The following is an 18,503-nucleotide window of genomic DNA, read 5'->3' on the forward strand; positions in this document are numbered from 1 at the left end:
GGCCCGGCCTTCAGGGCAGGTATCTCCCGCTCCACGCGGCGATGACGTTCGCCGCGTACTCCGCATCCCTGCGCCGCCTGAGCAGGTGGTCGGCGTCGGCCAGCGACACGAAGCTCTTGGGGTGCCTCGCGGCGACGAAGAGGCCGGTGGCGTTGCCGATCGCCACCGTCTCGTCCACCGGCGAATGCAGGATCAGCAGCGCACGATCGAGCGCGGCGACCTTCTCGCGCACGTTCTGCTCGGCCGCGTCGGCCAGGAATTCGCGCCGGATGCGGAAGGGGCGGCCGGCCAGCTGCACCAGCGCCTCGCCGCGGGCCTCGATCTCGGGGACGTGCTCGCGGAAGAGTCCGCTCACGTGGGCGGCGTCGCTGGGCGCGGCGATGGTGGCCACGGCTCGCACCTCCGGAATCGCGCCTGCGGCCACGAGCACGGCCGCTCCGCCCAGGCTGTGGCCGATCAGCAGCGCGGGCGCCTGGTGGGCGCGCCGCAGCCAGTCGGCGGCCGCCACCAGGTCCTGCACGTTGGACGAGAAGTCGGTGTTGGCGAACTCGCCTTCGCTGTGGCCCAGGCCGGTGAAGTCGAAACGGAGGACCGCGATGCCGTGCTCCACCAGCGACTGGGCGATGCGGCTGGCGGCGAAGATGTCCTTGTTGCAGGTGAAGCAGTGCGCGAACAGGGCATGCGCACGCGGCGCGTCGTCCGGCGAGTCCAGCCGCGCGGCCAGCAGGGTGCCGTGCGCGCCCGGGAACGATGCTTGTTCGCTCTTCATGGCTGACGCTCCAGCGCGGGCCGATCCCAGTGGCCGAGGTTGGCAGCCGCGCCATAGGTGCTCTGCAGGAACCGCAGCAAGGTGGCGTCGGGATCGGCCGAGGTGCGCACGGCTTCGTACGCCAGGATGAACTCGCGTGCCTGCGGGTGGTAGTGGGCCAAGGCCGGTTGCACCGACGCGGCCGCATAGCCGTCCGGCTCCGGCCAGGCGTACGCGTAGAACGCGGCCTCCTGGACAGCGCCACCGCCGGGCCAGAAACCCGCGCTGCTGCACTCGTGCGAATAGGCTTCCACCATCACGTAATCCGGGCAGTTCGGTGCGCCGCCGGGATGGCGCGGGGCCGGGCGGCCGGAAAAGCGCGTCACCGCCAGGTCGAAGCTGCCCCAGAAGAAGTGGCTGGGGCTCTGCTTGCCCGTGAAGCTGCTGCGGAAGCGCTTGAACACGCGGTCGATCCGGACCAGGGCACGCCACCAGCGGTGAGTCGCATCACGGTCGTAGCTCGCGTGTTCCTCGTCCTCGGCAAAGGGGATCGCCGGCTCCACCTCCACTGGCCGCGCCAGCATCCGGAACTCGAAGCGCAGTTCGCGCAGGGCCTGCCGGTACTGCTCGTGGAAGCGGGCCACCGACTGGGCAAGCAGCGGCAACCGGCGCTTTTCGCCGTCCGAAGTGCGCAACACCAGCAGGTGGTCGATGAAATCGAAGTCCACCGTCAGCAGCCGCTCGCCGGCCGGCATGGCGGTGGTGGTCAGTCCGCGCTCCGAGACGTACAGCGGGGTCTGCCACCAATGGTTCTCCATCGGCGCCAGTGCCAGCCGGGTCTTGCCCACCACCTGCGTCCACATGTGCAGGGTGGCCAGGGTGTCGCGCCAGGCGGCCAGGGGCAGCGGCGGCCAGGTTTCAGCGGAGGGCGATGCGGTGTCGGGCACGGGGATCGGCCTAGCGGCCGGCCTGAACCGAGGCGACGAACCCCTGCAGGAACTGCTGCAGCTGCGCCTTCGTCCTGTCGTCGGTCATTTCGCCTGCTTCGCCGAACACCTGCCCGGCGCGCGAAACCATCAGCCGCCCGCCGAACCACGGGCGGGTGCCCAGCGTGCGCAGCACCGGCAACCAGGCGTTCTGCGCCAGGATGGTGCCGAAGCCGCCGGGCGAAGCGCCCATCACCGCGACCGGCCGGTTGCCGAACACCCGGGCGATGTCGTTGGCGGGACGGCTGAGCCAGTCGATGCCGTTCTTCAGCACGCCGGGGATGCCGTTGTTGTATTCGGGCGTGACCAGCAGCAGGGCATCGCTGGCGACGATCCGCTCCTTCAGTTGCTGCACCGCCGGCGGCAGGCCGGCACGGGCCTCCTCGTCGCCGTCGTAGAGCGGAATGCCATGCAGCGTCGCGATGTCCAGCGTCGCGCCTGCCGGCATCAGCCCGGCCGCGGCGCGCAGCAAGGCCGTGTTGTAGGAGCCCGAGCGCAAGCTGCCGGAGATTCCGAGGAGCGTGGTCATGGCGGTCCTTGCCTGGGGGATGGACGGACGATAGCACCGCGACCCGACTGGATCCGGGTGCGCAACCCGATGCTGGCGGTCAAGCCGTTACTGGCCGGAAAGACAACTGTCGCAGCCCTGCGCCCCCAGGTGCCGGGTGCAGGATTCGCGCAGCCATGCGTCCTCGCCGCGCCCCTGGTAGCTGCGGAAGACCTGGCACATCCGGGCGTTCATCTCGGCCCGCATGTCGCCTGAAGCGCCTGCCGCACGCGTGCTGCTTGCCGCCGACGTGCTGCTGCCGGACGCTCCCGACGCTGCCGTCGATGGGGATCGCATATCCGTGGCGCAGCCGGTGAGGGCGGCAGCCACCAGAAGGGCGCATGTGGCGAGCTTCATGGAAGACTCCTTGGTCAGTGTTGTTGGAGGTCTGGAACCTCGAGCCGAGGCAGGTGCAGAGTGCCACCATGCATTCGGCGAGTTGGGCGCGGACATGCAACGTTTGGCGCAAGTCATTGCGCGCCGTAGCCAAGCGTCGGCCGGCGTGACGCGCAAGGGCCCTCTCCAGGTCGGCCATTGCGCGCCTCAGCGCGGGGCTCCTGCGTCGGGGACGACGCCGCTCAGCAACTCCGGCCGCCAACGCCGGTCGCCGCCAGCCACCTGGCAGTGAGCAGGCTTCGGCCCACCCGCCATGCCATCCAGGCTGCGGCCGGCACCATCAGCAGGAGCAGGGCCGAGCTGCCCCACTCCCGCAAGGTGCGAAGGCCGAGTCCGATTTGCGCCTGGAAGGCCATGCCCAGCGCGAGTCCGGCAGCCGACCACAGGGCGCTGGCGGCCAGCTGGATGGCGAGGAAAGTCCGGGTGCGCATCCCAAGTGCACCGGCCAGCGGTGGAGCGATGACGGAAATACCCGGCACGAACTTGCTGGCCATCAGGCTCACCGAATCGGAGGCGCCGTCGGGCGAAGCCACCAGGCGCAGCTTGCCGCGCTTGCTTTCTGGCTCTGTGTTCATGGCAGGTGGAGGCGGCAGGCCAGCCTCGGTAGGGCCGGATGCGGCCATGCCCTGTTGCGCTTGGATCAATGGCCGGGCCCGCAAGGCACGAAGGGGCTGCGGTTGCCCGCAGCCCCTCCGGCGTGCGTCATGCGCCCCGTTCAACGCGACTGGCTGGCCACGCGCTCGACGTCCACGGCAGCAGCGCGGTCGCGCGCCAGGTAGGCGGATCCGCTGTCTTCGCGGGTGAAGGCGGCCACCCGATCGCGCGCTTGCACGTATTCGGCGGCGACCTGGTCGCGCGACTTGGTGCTTACGAAGCTCTTGAGCGGGTCATACGACCGCGACCACGGGTTGACGCCGGCCTGCTTGTACTGGGCCAGCTCGGCCTGCACCTCGGCGCGACTGCGCTCGGAGGTGAAGGCGTCGGTTTCGAAGGCGATGTCGCCGACGTAGGCGGTCCCGGCCATGGCACTGCCGGCGGCAGCTGCGGCAACGAGGGTGAGGGCAAGTTTGCGGATCATGGTCATTCTCCAGTTCACGTTGGTTCAGGTTCCGAATGGCTGGGGTGCAGCGACTCGAAGGCTGGGCCGACGGCGCTGTGTGGATTGGTCGTCGGCGTGAGGAGAATTGTGGAGACGCAGGCGCTTGGGAAAAACGGCCTGCGCGCGCATGCGGCATTGCCGAAGCCGCAACAATCCCGCGAGCACGGCCGGCACCGCGCTGGCGGTAGCCGGCGCATCGAGGACGAGGTGCGCTCGGGCGCTGCGAGCAGCCCGGCCGAAGGCAGGGGCGAGCGCCGAGCCTTCAGTTGGGCCGCATGAATGCCGCGAAGAACGCGGCCAGTTCCTGGTGTGCGTCCAGCGGCAGCACATGGGCGACGTACTGGTCCGGGCGCACCACCACCAGGACGCCCTGGCCGCGGTCGACGCCACGCAGGTCGAAGATGTCCGGCCCGTGCTTCAGGTCCGGGCAGAACACCTTCTCATGGTCCTGCAAGCCGTGCCGCCCCTTGCGCGGCAGCAGCAGGGCGGGCATGGATTCGATGGCCAGTTCGCGATGGGACTGCTGGAAGATGGCGCGCAGGTCGAACACCGAGTCGATGTCCTGGCCGGCGCGCGTGTACCTGCGCACCGGCGATTGCGGCGAATCCTCCAGGAACCTGCACAAACCAGGGACACCCGCCCCGGGCGTGCGGTGATCGTTGGCACCCGCGAAGGCGTACAGGCGCCAGCGGCCATCGGCCTTGCCGGCGTGGCCCAGTTGCAGCGGCCGGGCATCCGCCAGGCGCACCACCGGGGCCGAGTGGAAGCGCGTGCCGATCACGAAGCCGGCGGCCAGCCGCTGGTGCGTGGCCTCGCCGCAGACGAGGGAAGGGCGGTAGTGCGTGCCCATGCCGGCCGTGAAGCGCCCGTGCTGCTCGAAGTACTTCTGGAACTCCTTCGGGTCCACGCCCGCGGATCCACCGGCCGCGCCGTCGCTGGCACGGTCGCTGAACATCTTCGCCCACTCGCGGTCGAAGTCGATCAGCTCCTGCGCGGCGGGCTGGCGCTCCTGCGAATAGGTGTGCAGCAGCGCCGGCGCGCACTGCCCGCGCAACACCGCGGCGAGCTTCCAGCCCAGGTTGAAGGTATCCTGCATGGAGAAGTTCATGCCCTGGCCCGCCTTCGGGCTGTGGGTGTGGCAGGCATCGCCGGCGATGAACACGCGCGGCAGCTGCGCGCCGCCGCCTTCGGGCACGTCGTCGTACCGGTCGCAGATGCGCTGGCCGATCTCGTAGACCGACCACCAGGGCACCTCCTTCACCTCCAGCGTGTAGGGGCGCAGGATCTGCTGCGCGGCGGCGATGAGCTTGTCGACCGTGATGTTGCGGCTGGCGACCCGCTCGTCCTCGCCCAGCTTGTCCATCTCGACGTACAGGCGCACCAGGTATCCGCCCTCGCGCGGAATCACCAGCAGGTTGCCGCGCGAGGACTGCACCGCCGACTTGTAGCGGATGTCGGGAAAGTCGGTGACGGCCAGCACGTCCATCACGCCCCAGGCCTGGTTGGCCGAGTCGCCCACCAGCTGGCGGCCGATGGACTTGCGCACGGCGCTGCGCGCGCCGTCGCAGCCGACGACGTATCGTGCGCGCACGGTCTCCACCTGGCCCGCGTGCGCCGCGTCGGTCCGCTCCATGCGCACCGTGACCGGGTAGTCGGCCGCCGCGGTGGCGTCCACCGCCACGTCCAGCACGCGGCGCGAATAGTGCGGCTCCAGCCGGCTGGGCGAATGGCGCATGGCGTCCAGGTAGAAGTCGTGTACCCGCGCCTGGTTCAGCACCACGTGCGGGAACTCCGACAGGTCGTCTTCCGTGTCCTGGACGCGGCCGTGGCGCACGATGGCGGCGGGCTGCCTCGCATCGGGCTTCCAGAACGTGACTTCATTGATCCAGCAGGCCTCCTTGAGCACCCGCTCGCTGAAGTTGAAGGCTTCGAACATCTCCATGGTGCGGCAGGCGATGCCGTCGGCCTGGCCCAGCTGCAGCGGGCCGTCCTTCTGCTCGACGATGCAGGTGCGGATGTCGGGAAAGGCCGCCAGCTGCGTCGCCAGCGTCAGGCCGGCAGGCCCGCAGCCCACGATCAGCACGTCGACCTGCGCCGGGACGGCATCGCCATGCGGGGACGCCTGGGGAGAGGCCTCGGCGACGTGGGGGTCGCCGGGCCTGAAGCCGTTCAGATGGAATTGCATCGCTCTGCCTTCGTTCGTGTCGGGCGCATGCGGCCCAGCCGCCTGTCTGCCGTCATTGTGCAGATTCCCCCGTTGCCGCTCTGGCTGGTGCACGCGAAGTGCGGGGGAGCCACCGCATCCGCGCGGTCTTCGATTTCCTCGCGCAGCCGTGCCGCGGGCGCTGTAAGGACGGGCGCGCACAGCCGAGCCCGGCGACCGTAGTCTCCGTCCGACCGGCACTCCCAACCCATGCTGACAGACGATGCAGGCACCCTGCTCGTCGGCGGGGCTGCGGATGCGCCAAGAATTCCTTCTCTTCGAAAGGAATGCACCATGCAGAAGCACCTCCTCGCCCTCACCATCGTCCTGGCCGGCGGCTTCGCCGGCAGCGCCTTCGCGGCCGACGGCATGAGCAAGGACGCCTACAAGGCGGCCAAGGACAAGATCGAAACGCAGGCCAAGGCCGACAAGAAGGCCTGCGAAACCATGAAGGACAACGCGCAGGATGTCTGCGAAGCCGAGGCCAAGGCCAAGGAGAAGATCGCCAAGGCCGAACTCGACGCGCAGAACAAGCCCGGGGCCCGGGCCGACGAAAAGCTGCGCATGACCAAGGCCGAAGGCGAGTACGAAGTCGCCAAGGAGAAGTGCGAAGACCAGAAGGGCGCCGCCGTGGAGACGTGCAAGAAGGACGCCCGGGTCGCGTACGACAAGGCCAGGAACGAGGCCCAGGCCAAGGGCAAGAGCGACACGCGGGCCGCCGGGGCGAACAAGTCCTGACGCGTCCACGCGGCTGCGCCGGAGCGTGCCGCCGACGGCGGGCTCCGGCCGCACGGCAGCGCGCTCACACCAGCAGCGCGACGGCGTAGATCCCGATCATCACGAAGGCCAGCACGAACTTGCCCAGCATGCCGGCCAGCAGCCCCAGCCAGGTGGCGATGCCGACATGCACCGCACGCCCGTGGTCGCGGCGGTCCCAGTATTCGCCGAGCGCCGCGCCCACCAGCGGCATGAACAGCACGCCGACGATGCCCATGAAGATGCCGGCGACGGTGCCCAGCGCGGCGCCGGCCAGGGCCTTGCGACTCGCCCCGGCCCGTTTGGCGCCCAGCAGCGCCGCGACATAGTCCAGCAGCCAGGCGAGGACCGCCAGCACGGTGACGGTCGCCACCGCGAACCAGCCGACGCGCGTGAAGTCGTCGATCCACGCGCCCAGCACGATGCCGGCCAGCACGAACAGCGTGCCGGGCAGCGCGGGCAGCACGATGCCCGCGAGTCCCACCACGATCAGTGCGGTGCTCAGCACCCACCACAAGGCGTCGGCCATGTCGTCCTTTCTTCCCGTCTGGCGCGCAGCCACTGTAGCCGCCCGCTGCCACCCGGCGGGCATCACCGGGCTCCCAGCAGCCAGGCGGTGGTCCAGCCCAGCGCGAGCGACAGCAGCGGGATGGGCATCAGCACGGCACGCCGGCGAAGCGGCAGCGCCAGCAGCAATCCGGCCGTGAACAGCGCGGTCGGCTCCGGGAACAGCCCGGCGACTTCGGCCTGCGCCCAGCCGCGGCCGCCCAGCGGTGCGGCCAGCGGATAGCCCACCAGCGCGACCAGCGCGGTGCCGAGTCCGGCGCCCGCCTGCCAGGCCGGCGGCCGTTGCGGGGCGGCACGCGTGCCGAACACGAGCAGCAGCCCGGCCTGCAGGGCCCAGGCGGCGGCCAGCCAGGGCGCCGCGGTGCTGATGTCGGCGTGGCGCTGCCCATGGAAGGACCACGCCACCCAGCCCCATGCACAAGCCAGCACGACCCCCGACCACGGGAGCGCCGAACGGGGCTGCCGCAGGGACTGCCACAGCAGGACCAGCCCGATCGCCAGCAGCACCGGTTGCAAGGGCCAGGCCTGGCGGTTGTGCGCCTCCAGCAGGCGGCCCCAGGTCCGCGCCGAGAACATCAGCAAGTCCGAGGGCTGGTAGGTCCACCACTCGGACATGGCTCAGAGCTGGCCGATGTGGGATTCGATGCGCCGGCGCAGCCCGGCGTCCGGCAGGGGCCCGGAGGCGGCGGCCAGGTTCTCGCGCACGTGGTCCACCCGGCTGGTCGCCGGGATGGCGCAGGTGATCGCCGGGTGCGACACGATGTGCTTGAGCACCAGCTGCGCCCAGCTGCGACAGCCGATGTCGGCGGCGAAGGCGGGCAGGGGATGGCGCGCCAGCCGGTCCAGCAGCTCGCCCTGCCGGAACGGCCGGTTGGCCAGCACCGCGATGCCGCGCTCGCGCGCCAGCGGCAGCAGGCGCTGCTCGGCCTCGCGGTCGACCGGGTTGTAGGTGAGCTGGACGAAGTCGAGCCGGTGGTCGCGCATCAGCTGCTCGAATTCACGGTGGCGCCGGCCCTCCGAAGTCGTGATGCCGACGTAGCGCACCTGGCCGGCCTTCTTCATGCCCAGCAGCAGCGGCAACTGCTCCTCCCAGGCCAGCAGGTTGTGCACCTGCAGCAGGTCGAAGCGCGGCACGCGCCAGAGCCGGCGCGACTGTTCGACCTGGGCGGCGCCGTCGGAAGAGGTCCACACCTTGTCGGCGGAGAACAGCGCCTTCGGGCTCCCGAGCCTGTGCAGGCCTTCGCCGACCACGGGCTGCGCGGAGCCGTACATGGGCGAGGAGTCGATCAGGCGCCCGCCCGCGGCGAAGAAGGCCCGCATCACCTCCGTGCACTGCTGGCGGCCTTGCGGGTCCCTGCCGACGTTGAAGGTGACCCAGGTGCCCAGGCCGACGAGGGGAAGCTGCTCGCCCGAGGACGGGATGGGTCTCGTGAGCGGCGCAGGCGCGGCTTGCGCCAGGGCCGGCAAGGCCGGCCAACCCAGCAGCTGGAGCAGGTGCCGGCGGTTCATGGCGGGCAGGGTAGCAATTTCCCGGCACCGCTGCCGGTCGTGCCGCGTGCAGCCCCGCGAACGCGCCGGAGCGCGGGCCCGCCGGCCCGTGACGGCCCGCTCAGGCCGACGGCTGCTTGACCACGCGCAGGTAAGGGCGGACCGCGTTCCAGCCCTGCGGGAACAGCTGCTTGGCGTCTTCGTCGCTGACCGAACCCGCGATGATGACGTCCTCGCCCTGCTTCCAGTTCACCGGGGTGGCGACCTTGTGGCGGAGGGTCAACTGCATCGAGTCGATCACGCGCAGGATCTCGTCGAAATTGCGCCCGGTGGTCATCGGGTAGGTCATCATCAGCTTGATCTTCTTGTCGGGGCCGATCACGAACACGGAACGCACGGTCTGGTTGGTCGTGGGCGTGCGGCCGTCCGACGTGCCGGGCTCGTCGGCCGGCAGCATGTTGTAGAGCTTGGAGACCGCCAGGTCGCTGTCGCCGATGATCGGGTAGCCCACCTTGGCACCCTGCGTCTGCTCGATGTCGGCCAGCCACCGGCTGTGGCTGTCCACCGGGTCGACGCTCAGGCCGATCAACTTGACGTTGCGGCGGCGGAATTCCGGCTCGATCTTCGCCATGTAGCCCAGCTCGGTGGTGCACACCGGGGTGAAGTCCTTGGGATGCGAGAAGAGGATCGCCCAGGCATCGCCTATCCATTCGTGGAGCCGGATCGGCCCCTGCGTGGTCTCGGCGCGGAAGTCGGGCGCAGTGTCGTTGATGCGCAGTGACATGGTGGCCTCCTTCAGCCCGGAAAGGGCGGGGCCATGATGCGGCGCGGGCGGTGGCGATGTCAACGCGGTTGCGCGCGAGCCGGGCCGTGTGCTGCGCCGTGTCGCCAGCGCGATGCCGGCCGAGCCAACCCCCCCGCATGGGGAGGCATGCCAGGGACTCAGCGGCCGACCACCACCGTCGCCTTCAACTCGCTGCGCGCGTTCAGCGAGTTGGTGATCAGGCAGACCCTCTTGGCCTTTTCCAGCACGTTCTCGGCCAGGTGCTGCTGCTCGGCGCCCGGGATGCGCAAGGTGGGCACGAAGCGCAGTTCGGTGAAGCGGGTGACGCCTTCGATACGGTCGAGCACGCCCTGCACATCCACTTTCAGCTCATCCCAGGCCAGCCTGGACGCGCGGGCGACGGCACGGAACGACAGCGCATAGCAGTCGGCCGCGGCGGCCAGCAGCAGGGTCTCGGGCGACCAGTAGCCGGGCGGGCCGTCGAATTCCGGCGGCGGCGTGCTCTCCAGCACGGGCAGCCCGGCCGAGCCGAGTGCCACCGGACCCTCGGTGCCGAGTTCGGCGTGGACGCTGTAGTGATGCGGATACGGGTGCATGGGCCCATCGTGCCGTACTCGCCGCGGTCGGGCTTGAGTGGGGTCAAGTCCCGCCGTCCGGAAATGCGTATCCGACCCCCATTGCCGGTCATTCGATCAGTTTCAGCAGCCGCTCCAGGTGCCGGTCGCGGATGTTGTGGCGGCGCAGTTCTTCCAGCGTGCGGGCCGCGTAGTCGAGCGTGGTTCCGTAGCGACCGCTGGCGGCGCTGAAGATGCGGCGGTACTGCTCTTCGGTCAGCACGCCGGTGTGGTTGGGGCTCTTCTTCGACAGGGTGAAGGCCAGGCCGCGGACGTTTCCGGCGGGCGTGCGGCAGGCCAGCCAGCGCGGGTCGTACACGCCGGTGGGCATCTCCCGTCCCCACAACTCCGTCAGCACGGCGCTGCCCGCCTCGCGCGGGATGCGGAAGGCGAAGCCCTGGCAGCTGCCGCCGGCCAGCAGGCCGAACACCAGGCCGGGGCATTCCGGCGTGCCGCGGTTGACGCGGCTCCACATCTTCAGCGCGCGGTGCCAGCCCAGCACGCGGGCCGGGCGCCGCTCGGCGTAGTCGAACTCGGGGTTCCAGATCAGCGAGCCATAGCCGAAGATCCACAGGTCCTCGCGGCCGCCCCAGTCGGCCAGCGCCTGCTCCAGCATCGGCACCGGGTCGCGCAGGGGTTGCGGCATCTGGCTCATGGGCTTGCACTGTAGCGCGGCCCCCGCAGGCATTCGTAACCGCATGGTCACCGCCCCGCCGGCCGGGTCATGGCTTGGGGGTAGGATGAACCGGTCCCTTCCAACCCCTCCAACCCTTCCACCCCCCGCATCCCCATGCAACTGAACTCCGTGGTGGCCCGGGTCACCGACCGCATCCGGGAGCGCAGCGCGCCCGCCCGCAGTGCCTACCTGCGGCAGCTGGACGAGATGGCGGCGCGCGAGCGCGGCAGCGACCGGCTGGGCTGCGCCAACGTGGCCCACGCCATTGCCGCGCTGCCGGCCGACGAGAAGCGCAAGGTGGTCGTGCAGCGCCTGCCCAACATAGGCGTCGTCACCGCCTACAACGACGTGATCTCCTCGCATGCGCCGTACGCGCGCTACCCGGACCTGATCAAGGACGAGGCGCGCCGGCAGGGCGCCACCTGCCAGGTGGCCGGCGGCGTGCCGGCGATGTGCGACGGCGTCACGCAGGGCACGCCGGCCATGGACCTGTCGCTGTTCTCGCGCGACGTGATCGCCATGGCCACCGCCGTGTCGCTCAGCCACGACGTGTTCGACGCCGCGCTGATGCTGGGCATCTGCGACAAGATCGTGCCGGGCCTGCTGATCGGGGCCCTGCATTTCGGCCACCTGCCGACGGTGTTCGTGCCGGGCGGGCCCATGCCCAGCGGCCTTTCCAACACCGAGAAGGCGAAGGTGCGGGAGCTGGCCGCGCAGGGCCTGGTCGGGCGCGAGGCGCTGATGGACGCGGAGATGAAGGCCTACCACGCCCCGGGCACCTGCACGTTCTACGGCACCGCCAACAGCAACCAGATGCTGATGGAGGCGATGGGGCTGCACGTGCCGGGCGCCGCCTTCGTCAATCCCGGCAACGGCCTGCGCGAGGCGCTGACGCGCGAGGCGGTGCGCACCGTGCTGGGCAACATCCGCGCGCGCCGCTTCCTGCCGATCGGCCGGCAGGTGGACGAGCGCTGCATCGTCAATGCCATGGCGGCGCTGCTCGCGACCGGCGGCTCGACCAACCACCTGATCCACTGGGTGGCGGTGGCGCGGGCGGCCGGCATCACGATCGACTGGAACGACTTCTCGGCGCTCTCGGCCGTGGTGCCGCTGCTGGCGCGCGTGTATCCCAACGGGCAGGCCGACGTGAACGGCTTCCAGGCGGCGGGAGGGCCGGGGTTCGTGATCCGGGAGCTGCTGGACGCCGGGCTGATGCACGAGGACGTGGCGACGGTGCGCGAGGGCGGCCTGCGCGAGTACACGCGCGAGCCTGCGGCGCAGGCCGGATCGCTCGCCTGGCGCGAGATCGGCCCCAGCCGCGAGCCGGCCATCCTGCGACCGGCTTCCGACCCCTTCAGCCCCACGGGCGGCTGCAAGCTGCTCACCGGCAATCTCGGCCGCAGCGTGATCAAGGTGTCGTCGGTCCCGCAAGACCGCCACGTGATCGAGGCGCCGGCCCGCGTCTTCGACACCCAGGAAGCGCTGCAGAAGTCCTTCCTGTCCGGCGAGCTGGAGCAGGCCTGCCAGACCAACGGCCGCAACGGGCTGGTCTGCGTGGTGCGCTGGCAGGGCCCGCAGGCCAACGGCATGCCGGAGCTGCACAAGCTCACGCCCACCCTCGCGGTGCTGCAGGGCAAGGGCTACCGGGTCGCGCTGGTCACCGACGGCCGCATGAGCGGTGCGTCCGGCAAGGTGCCCGCGGCCATCCACGTGTCGCCCGAAGCGGCCGCCGGCGGACCGCTGGCCCTGCTGCGCGACGGCGACGTGGTCCGTCTCGACGCCGACGAAGGCCGCCTGCAGGCCCTGGTGCCGCAGGAGGAATGGATGCGGCGCGAGCCGGCCCGGATCGGCGATGCGCAGCGCGCCGCCAACGGCGCCCGGCTGGGCCGCGAGCTGTTCGCAGCCATGCGGCGCAACGCCACCGAGGCGGAGCAGGGGGCCTGCACATGGCTGTGAAACCGGCCGGCCTGCTGACGCCGCTGGACGTGATGCGGGATGCCGCGGTGATCCCGGTGATCGTGCTGGACGACGTGGAGCAGGCGGTGCCGCTGGCGCGCGCGCTGGTCGGCGGCGGCATCCGCATGCTGGAAGTGACCCTGCGCACCCCGGCGGCGCTGGCCTGCATCGAGGCGATCGCCGCCGAAGTGCCGGCGGCCGTGCCGGGCGCCGGCACCGTGCGCAGCGGGGCCGATGCGCGCGCCGCCGCCGCCGCCGGCGCCCGTTTCGCCGTCAGCCCCGGCTACACGCCTGCCATCGGACAGGCCTGCCGCGAGCTGGGCTTGCCGCTGCTGCCCGGCGTGGCGACCGGCAGCGAGATCCTGCAGGCACAGGAAGGCGGCTACACCGAGCTGAAGTTCTTCCCGGCGATGCAGGCGGGCGGCGCCGCCATGCTGAAGGCGCTGGCCGGCCCCTTCCACGACGTCCGGTTCTGCCCCACCGGCGGCATCACGGCCGCCAATGCGCGCGAGTTCCTGGCCCTGCCCAATGTGGCGTGCGTCGGCGGATCGTGGCTGACGCCGGCCGACGCGGTGAAGGCGGGCGACTGGGACCGCATCACGCAACTGGCGCGGCAGGCGGCCGGCCTGCGCTAGGCGGCTCGCCGGCGGCCGCTGCCTCGGCGGCCCGCTTGGCGCGCAGTTCCTCGATCGTGCGCACCAGCACTTCGGGCGCGACGGGCTTGACCAGGTGGCCGTCGAAGCCCGCCTCGGCGGCGCGCTGCAGGTCGGCCGGCTGGCCCCATCCGGTCAGCGCCACCACGATCATCTTGCGTCCCCACTCGGTGGCTCGCAGGGCCCGGCAGGTGCCGTAGCCGTCCAGCCGCGGCATGCCGAGATCGAGGATCACCACCTCCGGCCGAAAGGCCTCCGCCTGGGCCAGGCCCTCGACGCCGTCGTAGGCGGTGCCGACCTCGTCGCCCATCAGCCGCAACACCTCGGCCAGGATGTCGGCCGCGTCCCGGTTGTCATCGACGATCAGCACGCGCTCGCGTTTCGGCGCCTGGGCCAGCGCATCGTCGGCGCGCCCCGGATCCGCGACCGGCTCCGCCGGCAGCGGCAGCCGCACGGTGAACTCGCTGCCCTGGCCCAGCCCGGCGCTGTGCGCCTCGACCGAGCCGTGGTGCAGCTCGGCCAGCAGCTTCGCCAGCGGCAGGCCGATGCCCAGCCCGCCGGTGGCCCGCTCCGCGGGGCTGCCGCCCTGGTAGAACAGGTCGAACAGCCGCGGCAGCTGGTTGGCCGCGATGCCTATGCCCTGGTCCCGCACGCGCAGCACGGCCTGCGCGCCCTCGACCTGCACGTCCACCGCGACGGGCCGGCCGTCCGCCGAATAGCGCAAGGCATTGGTCAACAGGTTCTGCACGATCTGCACCAGGCGGACCTCGTCGCCGACCATCCGCACGGGTCGATCGGGCAGCGCCAGCTGCAGGGGATGGCGGCCGGCCTCCAGCTCGGCCTGCACGTTCTCCAGCGCCGAGCGCACCACGTCCTGCAGGACGACCGGGGCCAGCCGCAATTCGAGCTTGCCGCGGCTGATGCGGCTGGCGTCCATCAGGTCGTCGATCATCCGCGCCAGGTGGCCGACCTGCCGGCCGATGACCTCGGCGTGGCGCGCGAGCCTCGAGTCCTGCGCGCTGATGAGGCGCAGCAGCTCGGCAGAGGCGCGGATCGGCGCCAGCGGATTGCGCAGCTCGTGCGCCAGCGTGGCCAGGAACTCGTCCTTTCGACGGTCCGCTTCCACCAGGGCGGCTTCGGCCCGCTTGCGCGGCGTGATGTCGCGCTGCGTGCCCCAGGCGCGCACCAGCAGGCCGTCCTCGATGACGCCTGACAGGTTGTTGGCGAACCACAGCGGCCGTCCGTCGATGCCATGTTCCTGGGATTCCACTTCGCTGGCGCGATAGCCCGACTCCGCCAGTCGCATCAGGTAGGCATGCACCTGGGGACCGCCCGCGTCCATCATCAGCTCGAGCCCGTGGCCGACCACGTCGGCCGGCGAGGCCAGCCCATACATGCGCGCGAACACCTCGTTGCACTCGGCGAAGCGGCCGCTGCGCAGGAAGGCGTCCGCCTGCTGCGCAGCGGGCAGGCGGGTGTCGACCGGGGGGCGGAACTCCATGCGCCAGATGCCTTCGGTGCTGTTGGCCACGAAGGCCCGGTAGCGCTCTTCGCTGCGGCGCAGCCGGTCTTCCGCCGTGCGCCGGTCGTGGATGTCGGTGACCGAGCCGACGAATCCCAGGAACTCGCCGCCGGCCCCGAGGCGCGGGCGCCCGGAATCGATCACCCAGCGCCAGGCGCCGTCGGGACGGTGCAGCCGCAGCTCCAGCGCGAACGCGGCGCGGTCCAGGTGGGCCTGCCGGCAAGCGGCTCCCGCCCTGTCGCGGTCGGCGGGATGCACCATCTCCAGCCAGCCGAAGCCCAGTGCGGCGACCTCCGCCTGGCCGGTGAATTCGGTCCAGCCGCGCGACAGGAAGGTGCAGCTGCCGTCGGGCTCGGTGATCCACAGCATGCCCGGCGCGGAGTCGGCGAACTGGCGCAGGCGCCGGTGCACCTCGACCTGGTCCGTGACATCGGCCGTGAGGCCGTCGAACCGGCGCTGCCCATCGGCGTCGCGGCTGTGCCGGCCCAGGGCGTGGATCCACTTCAGCTCGCCGGCCGGGCCGACGGTGCGGAACACTTCGTCGAACGGCTGGCCCTGCTCGACGGCTCGCCGCAGGGACCGGCGCACCCACTCCCGGTCCTGCTCGTGCACCTGCTGCAGGAACAGCTCCTCGGACGGCGAGGCGTCCGCCGGCAGCTGGAAGTGGTCCCGGATGTTGTCGTTCCAGGCCAGCTCGCCCGATGTCGGGGACTGGAACCAGACCCCGACGCCGGAGTTCCGCACGGCGGCGTCCGTCCTTTCGGGGTCGAAGGCGGCGGGCCGGCCGGGGTTGGGCATTTCTGCGATTCGGACAAACAGAAGTTCGTACTGTGGCGGCGCGGCAGCTGGGCCGCAAGAACTTTCGGTGACAGCCTGTTCAGCGCGAGCGCGCCCGGGCCAGCGGATTGAATCCGGTCACCAGGGCGCAGGCCGCCAGCACCATCAGCACGCCCGGCACCATGCCGGCGGTCACCGGTTCGCCCAGGAACAGCGCGCCCCAGGTCACGCCGAACATCGGGATCATGAAAGCCGAAGAGGTGGCGGCACTGGCCGGAATCTCCCGCACCAGCCGCATGCTGATCCAGTACATGAAGCCGGAGGTGAAGGTGCCCAGCAGGGCCAGCGCCGCGAGGGCGCCCGGCGTGACCTGTATGGCCGGCGCCGCCACGCCCGCCGGCACCAGCAGCAGCAGGACCCCGGCCACGTGCACCGCGGCGGAGGCGGACAGCGGGTCGTGCGTCAAGGTTGCCCGCTTCATCAGCACGGCGCCGAAGCCGTAGCTGGCCGAGGCCGCCACGCACGCCAGGACCGCCATCGCCACGGGCAGGTCGACCCGCACCGGCCCCAGCTGCACCAGCAGCGCGACGCCGGCCAGGCCCACCGCGCAGCCCGCCAGCTTGCGCCGGGTCAGCCGCTCGTCGCCGAAGGCCGCGCCGGCCATCACCCCGAACAGCGGGACGGTCGCATTGAGCAGCGCCGAATAGCCCGCCGGCAGCACCAGCCCGGCCGCATTGAACAGCACGAACGGCGCCGCCACGGTCAGCGCGCTCAGGATCGCCAGGGAGCGCCAATGTTCGCGCGCCGGCCAGCGCAGCCGCATCACCCGCATCAGCAGTGCGAGCACCGCGGCGGCCAGCGCACAGCGCAGGCAGGCCATCGGCCAGGGGCCGAAGGCCGGGGCGGCGATGCGGATCAGGGGAAAGGAGGCCCCCCAGACGGCGGACAGCAGCAGCAGCTGGAGGAAATGGCGGGCGTGCATGAGGCAGCCGCCATTGTCGGGGCAGAAGCGCTAGCGCCGCGGCGTGTCGCGCCCCAGGTGCACGCCGCTGTCCAGCAGGATCAGCTCGCCGGTGACGGTGCGCGCGCCGGTCACCAGCCAGACGATGGATTCGGCCACGTCCTCCGGCGTGCTGGAGCGGCCCAGCGGCACCTGCGCCTCGTAGGCCTGGCGCGTCTTCTCGTACGCCTCCTCGCCGATGCCGCGGGCGAACCAGCGCGAGGTGATCAGGCCCGGGCACACGGCATTGACGCGGATCTCGGGCGCCAGCGCGCGGGCCAGGTGCAAGGTCATCGAATTCACCGCGCCCTTGGAGGCGACGTAGGGCACCGAGGAGCCTATGCCCAGCGCGCCCGCGACCGAGGACACATTGACGATGCTGCCCCGCGCGGCTTTCAGGTGCGGGACGGCCGCCCGCACCATCTGGAAGGTGCCTACCGTGTTGACGCCCAGGATGTGCTGGAACACCTCGGCGTCCAGTGCGTCCCACCTGGCCGCCTCGCCGAACACGGTGGTGCCGGCGTTGTTGACGAGGGCGTCCAGGCGGCCCCAGCGCGCCACGGTTGCTGCCACCAGGCGGCGGCAGTCGGCGTCCCGGGCCACGTCACCCTGCAGCACCAGCGCGTCTGCGCCGGCTTCGCGGCAGGCCTGCGCCGTCTCCTGCGCCTGCGCTTCGCTGCGCGAGTAGTTGATCGCCACGTTCCAGCCGCGCCGGGCCAGTTGCAGCGCGGTGGCGGCGCCGACGCCGGTGGCGGAGCCGGTGATGAGGGCGGCGGGTTGGTCGGTCATCGGGAGGGTCCTTTGCCTTGGAAGAACCCGCAGAATAGCGCCCCATGGAAGAACCGAAGCCCCGCCCCGACCTGCCTGACCGCCTGTCGATCGACCCGCGCAGCCCGCATCACGTGCCCGCCATCTTCGAGCACGAGGTCGGCATCCGCTTCAACGGCAAGGCGCGCGACGACGTCGAGGAATACTGCATCAGCGAAGGCTGGATCCGCGTGCCGGCCGGCAAGACCGTCGACCGCAAGGGACAGCCGCTGATGATCAAGCTGAAGGGGAAGGTGGAGGCGTTCTATCGGTGAGCGCTATGCGCGGCCTCCGTTGCCGACCTTCCCACTCCGGCGCGGCCCGCCGCACGCGATTCAGATATAGGCCGTCGGCACGTGCGCGTGCCGCATGTGCAGGGCCAGCCCCAGCGCCGCCATGTGGTTGCCGTTGCGCCCCAGGATCTCGGCGGCCAGCGGCAGGAACTCGCGCTCTTCCAGCTGCGCGTGGGCCTCGTACGACTCCACCAGCAGCTTCACGGCTTCGGCGCGCAGCTGGGCCGGCTTGCCGGCGGCGACCAGCTGGACTTGCGCGCGCATGCGCTTCCACGCGTCCTCGATCTCGCGGTGCTCGGCGGTGAGGCGGTCGACCAGCACCTTGACGCGATCGCGCTCGGGCCCGGGGCGGGCGCTGCGCGTCACGGCGTCGAACAGCTCGTCCTCTTCCTCGGAGTGGTGCTCGGTCACGGCGTGGTCCAGCAGCTTGAGCGTGTCGGCGGCCAGGTTGCGGGCGCGCACCGCGGCGTCCTGCAGCGCCGGCAGTTCGCTGAAGCCATGCAGGCCGTTCAGGATGCCGCCGTGGCAGTTGGAGAACTGCTGCACGGGGGTGGGCTCATCGACGGCGCGGGCGGTGGCGATGGGGGTCATCTGCTGCTCCTGGCGGCGGCGTGCCGCATGCAGCGAATGT

Annotated in this window: 21 protein-coding genes; 4 read left to right on the top strand and 17 right to left on the bottom strand. The window is 71.1% G+C overall.

Features of this window, described 5'->3' with window-relative positions; genetic code table 11:
• Positions 1–10: 10 nt before the first annotated feature.
• From V6M57_RS05210 to V6M57_RS05240, 7 genes are all read right to left on the bottom strand, one after another.
• Positions 11–769 carry an alpha/beta hydrolase family protein gene (locus V6M57_RS05210; RefSeq protein WP_332813925.1) on the bottom strand — a complete coding sequence of 253 codons (759 nt, stop codon included), beginning with the start codon at positions 767–769 and terminating at the stop codon, positions 11–13.
• Positions 766–1,695, bottom strand: coding sequence for a DUF5996 family protein (locus V6M57_RS05215; RefSeq protein ID WP_332813926.1), 930 nt, complete (start codon positions 1,693–1,695; stop codon positions 766–768). The genes V6M57_RS05210 and V6M57_RS05215 overlap by 4 nt, the downstream gene beginning before the upstream one ends.
• 10 nt (positions 1,696–1,705) lie before the next feature.
• Positions 1,706–2,263: an NADPH-dependent FMN reductase gene (locus V6M57_RS05220; RefSeq protein ID WP_332813927.1), complete on the bottom strand. Its 558-nt coding sequence runs from the start codon at positions 2,261–2,263 to the stop codon at positions 1,706–1,708.
• 87 nt (positions 2,264–2,350) lie between these two features.
• The gene (locus V6M57_RS05225; RefSeq protein WP_332813928.1) at positions 2,351–2,638 is read right to left on the bottom strand and encodes a hypothetical protein; all 288 of its coding nucleotides are present in this window, start codon (positions 2,636–2,638) and stop codon (positions 2,351–2,353) included.
• A gap of 221 nt (positions 2,639–2,859) precedes the next feature.
• Positions 2,860–3,300 carry a hypothetical protein gene (locus V6M57_RS05230; protein WP_332813929.1) on the bottom strand — a complete coding sequence of 147 codons (441 nt, stop codon included), beginning with the start codon at positions 3,298–3,300 and terminating at the stop codon, positions 2,860–2,862.
• A 92-nt stretch (positions 3,301–3,392) separates the two neighbouring features.
• The gene (locus tag V6M57_RS05235; RefSeq protein ID WP_332813930.1) at positions 3,393–3,755 is read right to left on the bottom strand and encodes a DUF4148 domain-containing protein; all 363 of its coding nucleotides are present in this window, start codon (positions 3,753–3,755) and stop codon (positions 3,393–3,395) included.
• 283 nt (positions 3,756–4,038) lie between these two features.
• Positions 4,039–5,961, bottom strand: coding sequence for an FAD-binding monooxygenase (locus V6M57_RS05240; RefSeq protein ID WP_332813931.1), 1,923 nt, complete (start codon positions 5,959–5,961; stop codon positions 4,039–4,041).
• A 312-nt stretch (positions 5,962–6,273) separates the two neighbouring features.
• Here V6M57_RS05240 and V6M57_RS05245 point away from each other — a divergent pair, with 312 nt between their 5' ends.
• Positions 6,274–6,717 carry a hypothetical protein gene (locus V6M57_RS05245; protein WP_332813932.1) on the top strand — a complete coding sequence of 148 codons (444 nt, stop codon included), beginning with the start codon at positions 6,274–6,276 and terminating at the stop codon, positions 6,715–6,717.
• Between the two features lie 64 nt (positions 6,718–6,781).
• Here V6M57_RS05245 and V6M57_RS05250 read toward each other — a convergent pair whose 3' ends face one another.
• From V6M57_RS05250 to V6M57_RS05275, 6 genes are all read right to left on the bottom strand, one after another.
• Positions 6,782–7,264, bottom strand: coding sequence for a DUF456 domain-containing protein (locus tag V6M57_RS05250; protein ID WP_332813933.1), 483 nt, complete (start codon positions 7,262–7,264; stop codon positions 6,782–6,784).
• 62 nt (positions 7,265–7,326) lie between these two features.
• A complete protein-coding gene (locus tag V6M57_RS05255; protein WP_332813934.1) occupies positions 7,327–7,917 on the bottom strand; it encodes a DUF6064 family protein in 591 nt (196 codons plus the stop codon).
• Positions 7,918–7,920: 3 nt separating this feature from the next.
• Positions 7,921–8,811 (bottom strand): aldo/keto reductase, encoded by an 891-nt coding sequence (locus V6M57_RS05260; protein WP_332813935.1) that lies wholly within the window; start codon positions 8,809–8,811, stop codon positions 7,921–7,923.
• A gap of 100 nt (positions 8,812–8,911) precedes the next feature.
• A complete protein-coding gene (locus tag V6M57_RS05265) occupies positions 8,912–9,574 on the bottom strand; it encodes a peroxiredoxin (RefSeq protein WP_332813936.1) in 663 nt (220 codons plus the stop codon).
• Positions 9,575–9,732: 158 nt separating this feature from the next.
• Positions 9,733–10,170 (bottom strand): OsmC family protein, encoded by a 438-nt coding sequence (locus V6M57_RS05270; RefSeq protein WP_332813937.1) that lies wholly within the window; start codon positions 10,168–10,170, stop codon positions 9,733–9,735.
• Between the two features lie 88 nt (positions 10,171–10,258).
• Entirely contained in the window at positions 10,259–10,843 is a 585-nt protein-coding gene (locus tag V6M57_RS05275; protein ID WP_332813938.1) for a gamma-glutamylcyclotransferase, read from the bottom strand.
• Between the two features lie 135 nt (positions 10,844–10,978).
• Here V6M57_RS05275 and edd point away from each other — a divergent pair, with 135 nt between their 5' ends.
• Together edd and eda are read left to right on the top strand one after the other, a co-directional pair.
• Entirely contained in the window at positions 10,979–12,820 is a 1,842-nt protein-coding gene (edd, locus tag V6M57_RS05280; protein WP_332813939.1) for a phosphogluconate dehydratase, read from the top strand.
• Positions 12,811–13,455 (top strand): bifunctional 4-hydroxy-2-oxoglutarate aldolase/2-dehydro-3-deoxy-phosphogluconate aldolase, encoded by a 645-nt coding sequence (gene eda / locus V6M57_RS05285; protein WP_332813940.1) that lies wholly within the window; start codon positions 12,811–12,813, stop codon positions 13,453–13,455. The genes edd and eda overlap by 10 nt, the downstream gene beginning before the upstream one ends.
• Here eda and V6M57_RS05290 read toward each other — a convergent pair.
• The 3 genes from V6M57_RS05290 to V6M57_RS05300 all read right to left on the bottom strand — a co-directional run bounded on the left by V6M57_RS05290 (position 13,418) and on the right by V6M57_RS05300 (position 17,561).
• The gene (locus V6M57_RS05290; protein ID WP_332813941.1) at positions 13,418–15,793 is read right to left on the bottom strand and encodes a hybrid sensor histidine kinase/response regulator; all 2,376 of its coding nucleotides are present in this window, start codon (positions 15,791–15,793) and stop codon (positions 13,418–13,420) included. The two genes, eda and V6M57_RS05290, sit on opposite strands and share 38 nt — an antisense overlap.
• Positions 15,794–15,872: 79 nt before the next feature.
• Complete coding sequence (locus V6M57_RS05295; protein WP_332813942.1) at positions 15,873–16,754, bottom strand: DMT family transporter; 882 nt, start codon at positions 16,752–16,754, stop codon at positions 15,873–15,875.
• A gap of 30 nt (positions 16,755–16,784) precedes the next feature.
• Positions 16,785–17,561, bottom strand: coding sequence for an SDR family NAD(P)-dependent oxidoreductase (locus tag V6M57_RS05300; RefSeq protein ID WP_332813943.1), 777 nt, complete (start codon positions 17,559–17,561; stop codon positions 16,785–16,787).
• Positions 17,562–17,605: 44 nt separating this feature from the next.
• On the opposite strand from V6M57_RS05300, the gene V6M57_RS05305 reads away from it, so the two are divergent.
• The gene (locus tag V6M57_RS05305; RefSeq protein ID WP_332813944.1) at positions 17,606–17,854 is read left to right on the top strand and encodes a DUF3297 family protein; all 249 of its coding nucleotides are present in this window, start codon (positions 17,606–17,608) and stop codon (positions 17,852–17,854) included.
• Between the two features lie 60 nt (positions 17,855–17,914).
• Here V6M57_RS05305 and V6M57_RS05310 read toward each other — a convergent pair whose 3' ends face one another.
• On the bottom strand, positions 17,915–18,463 hold the full coding sequence (locus tag V6M57_RS05310; protein ID WP_332813945.1) for a hemerythrin domain-containing protein: 549 nt from the start codon (positions 18,461–18,463) through the stop codon (positions 17,915–17,917).
• Positions 18,464–18,503 lie beyond the last annotated feature (40 nt).

Source organism: Ramlibacter sp., from assembly GCF_036676645.1.
Lineage (GTDB): Bacteria > Pseudomonadota > Gammaproteobacteria > Burkholderiales > Burkholderiaceae_C > Ramlibacter.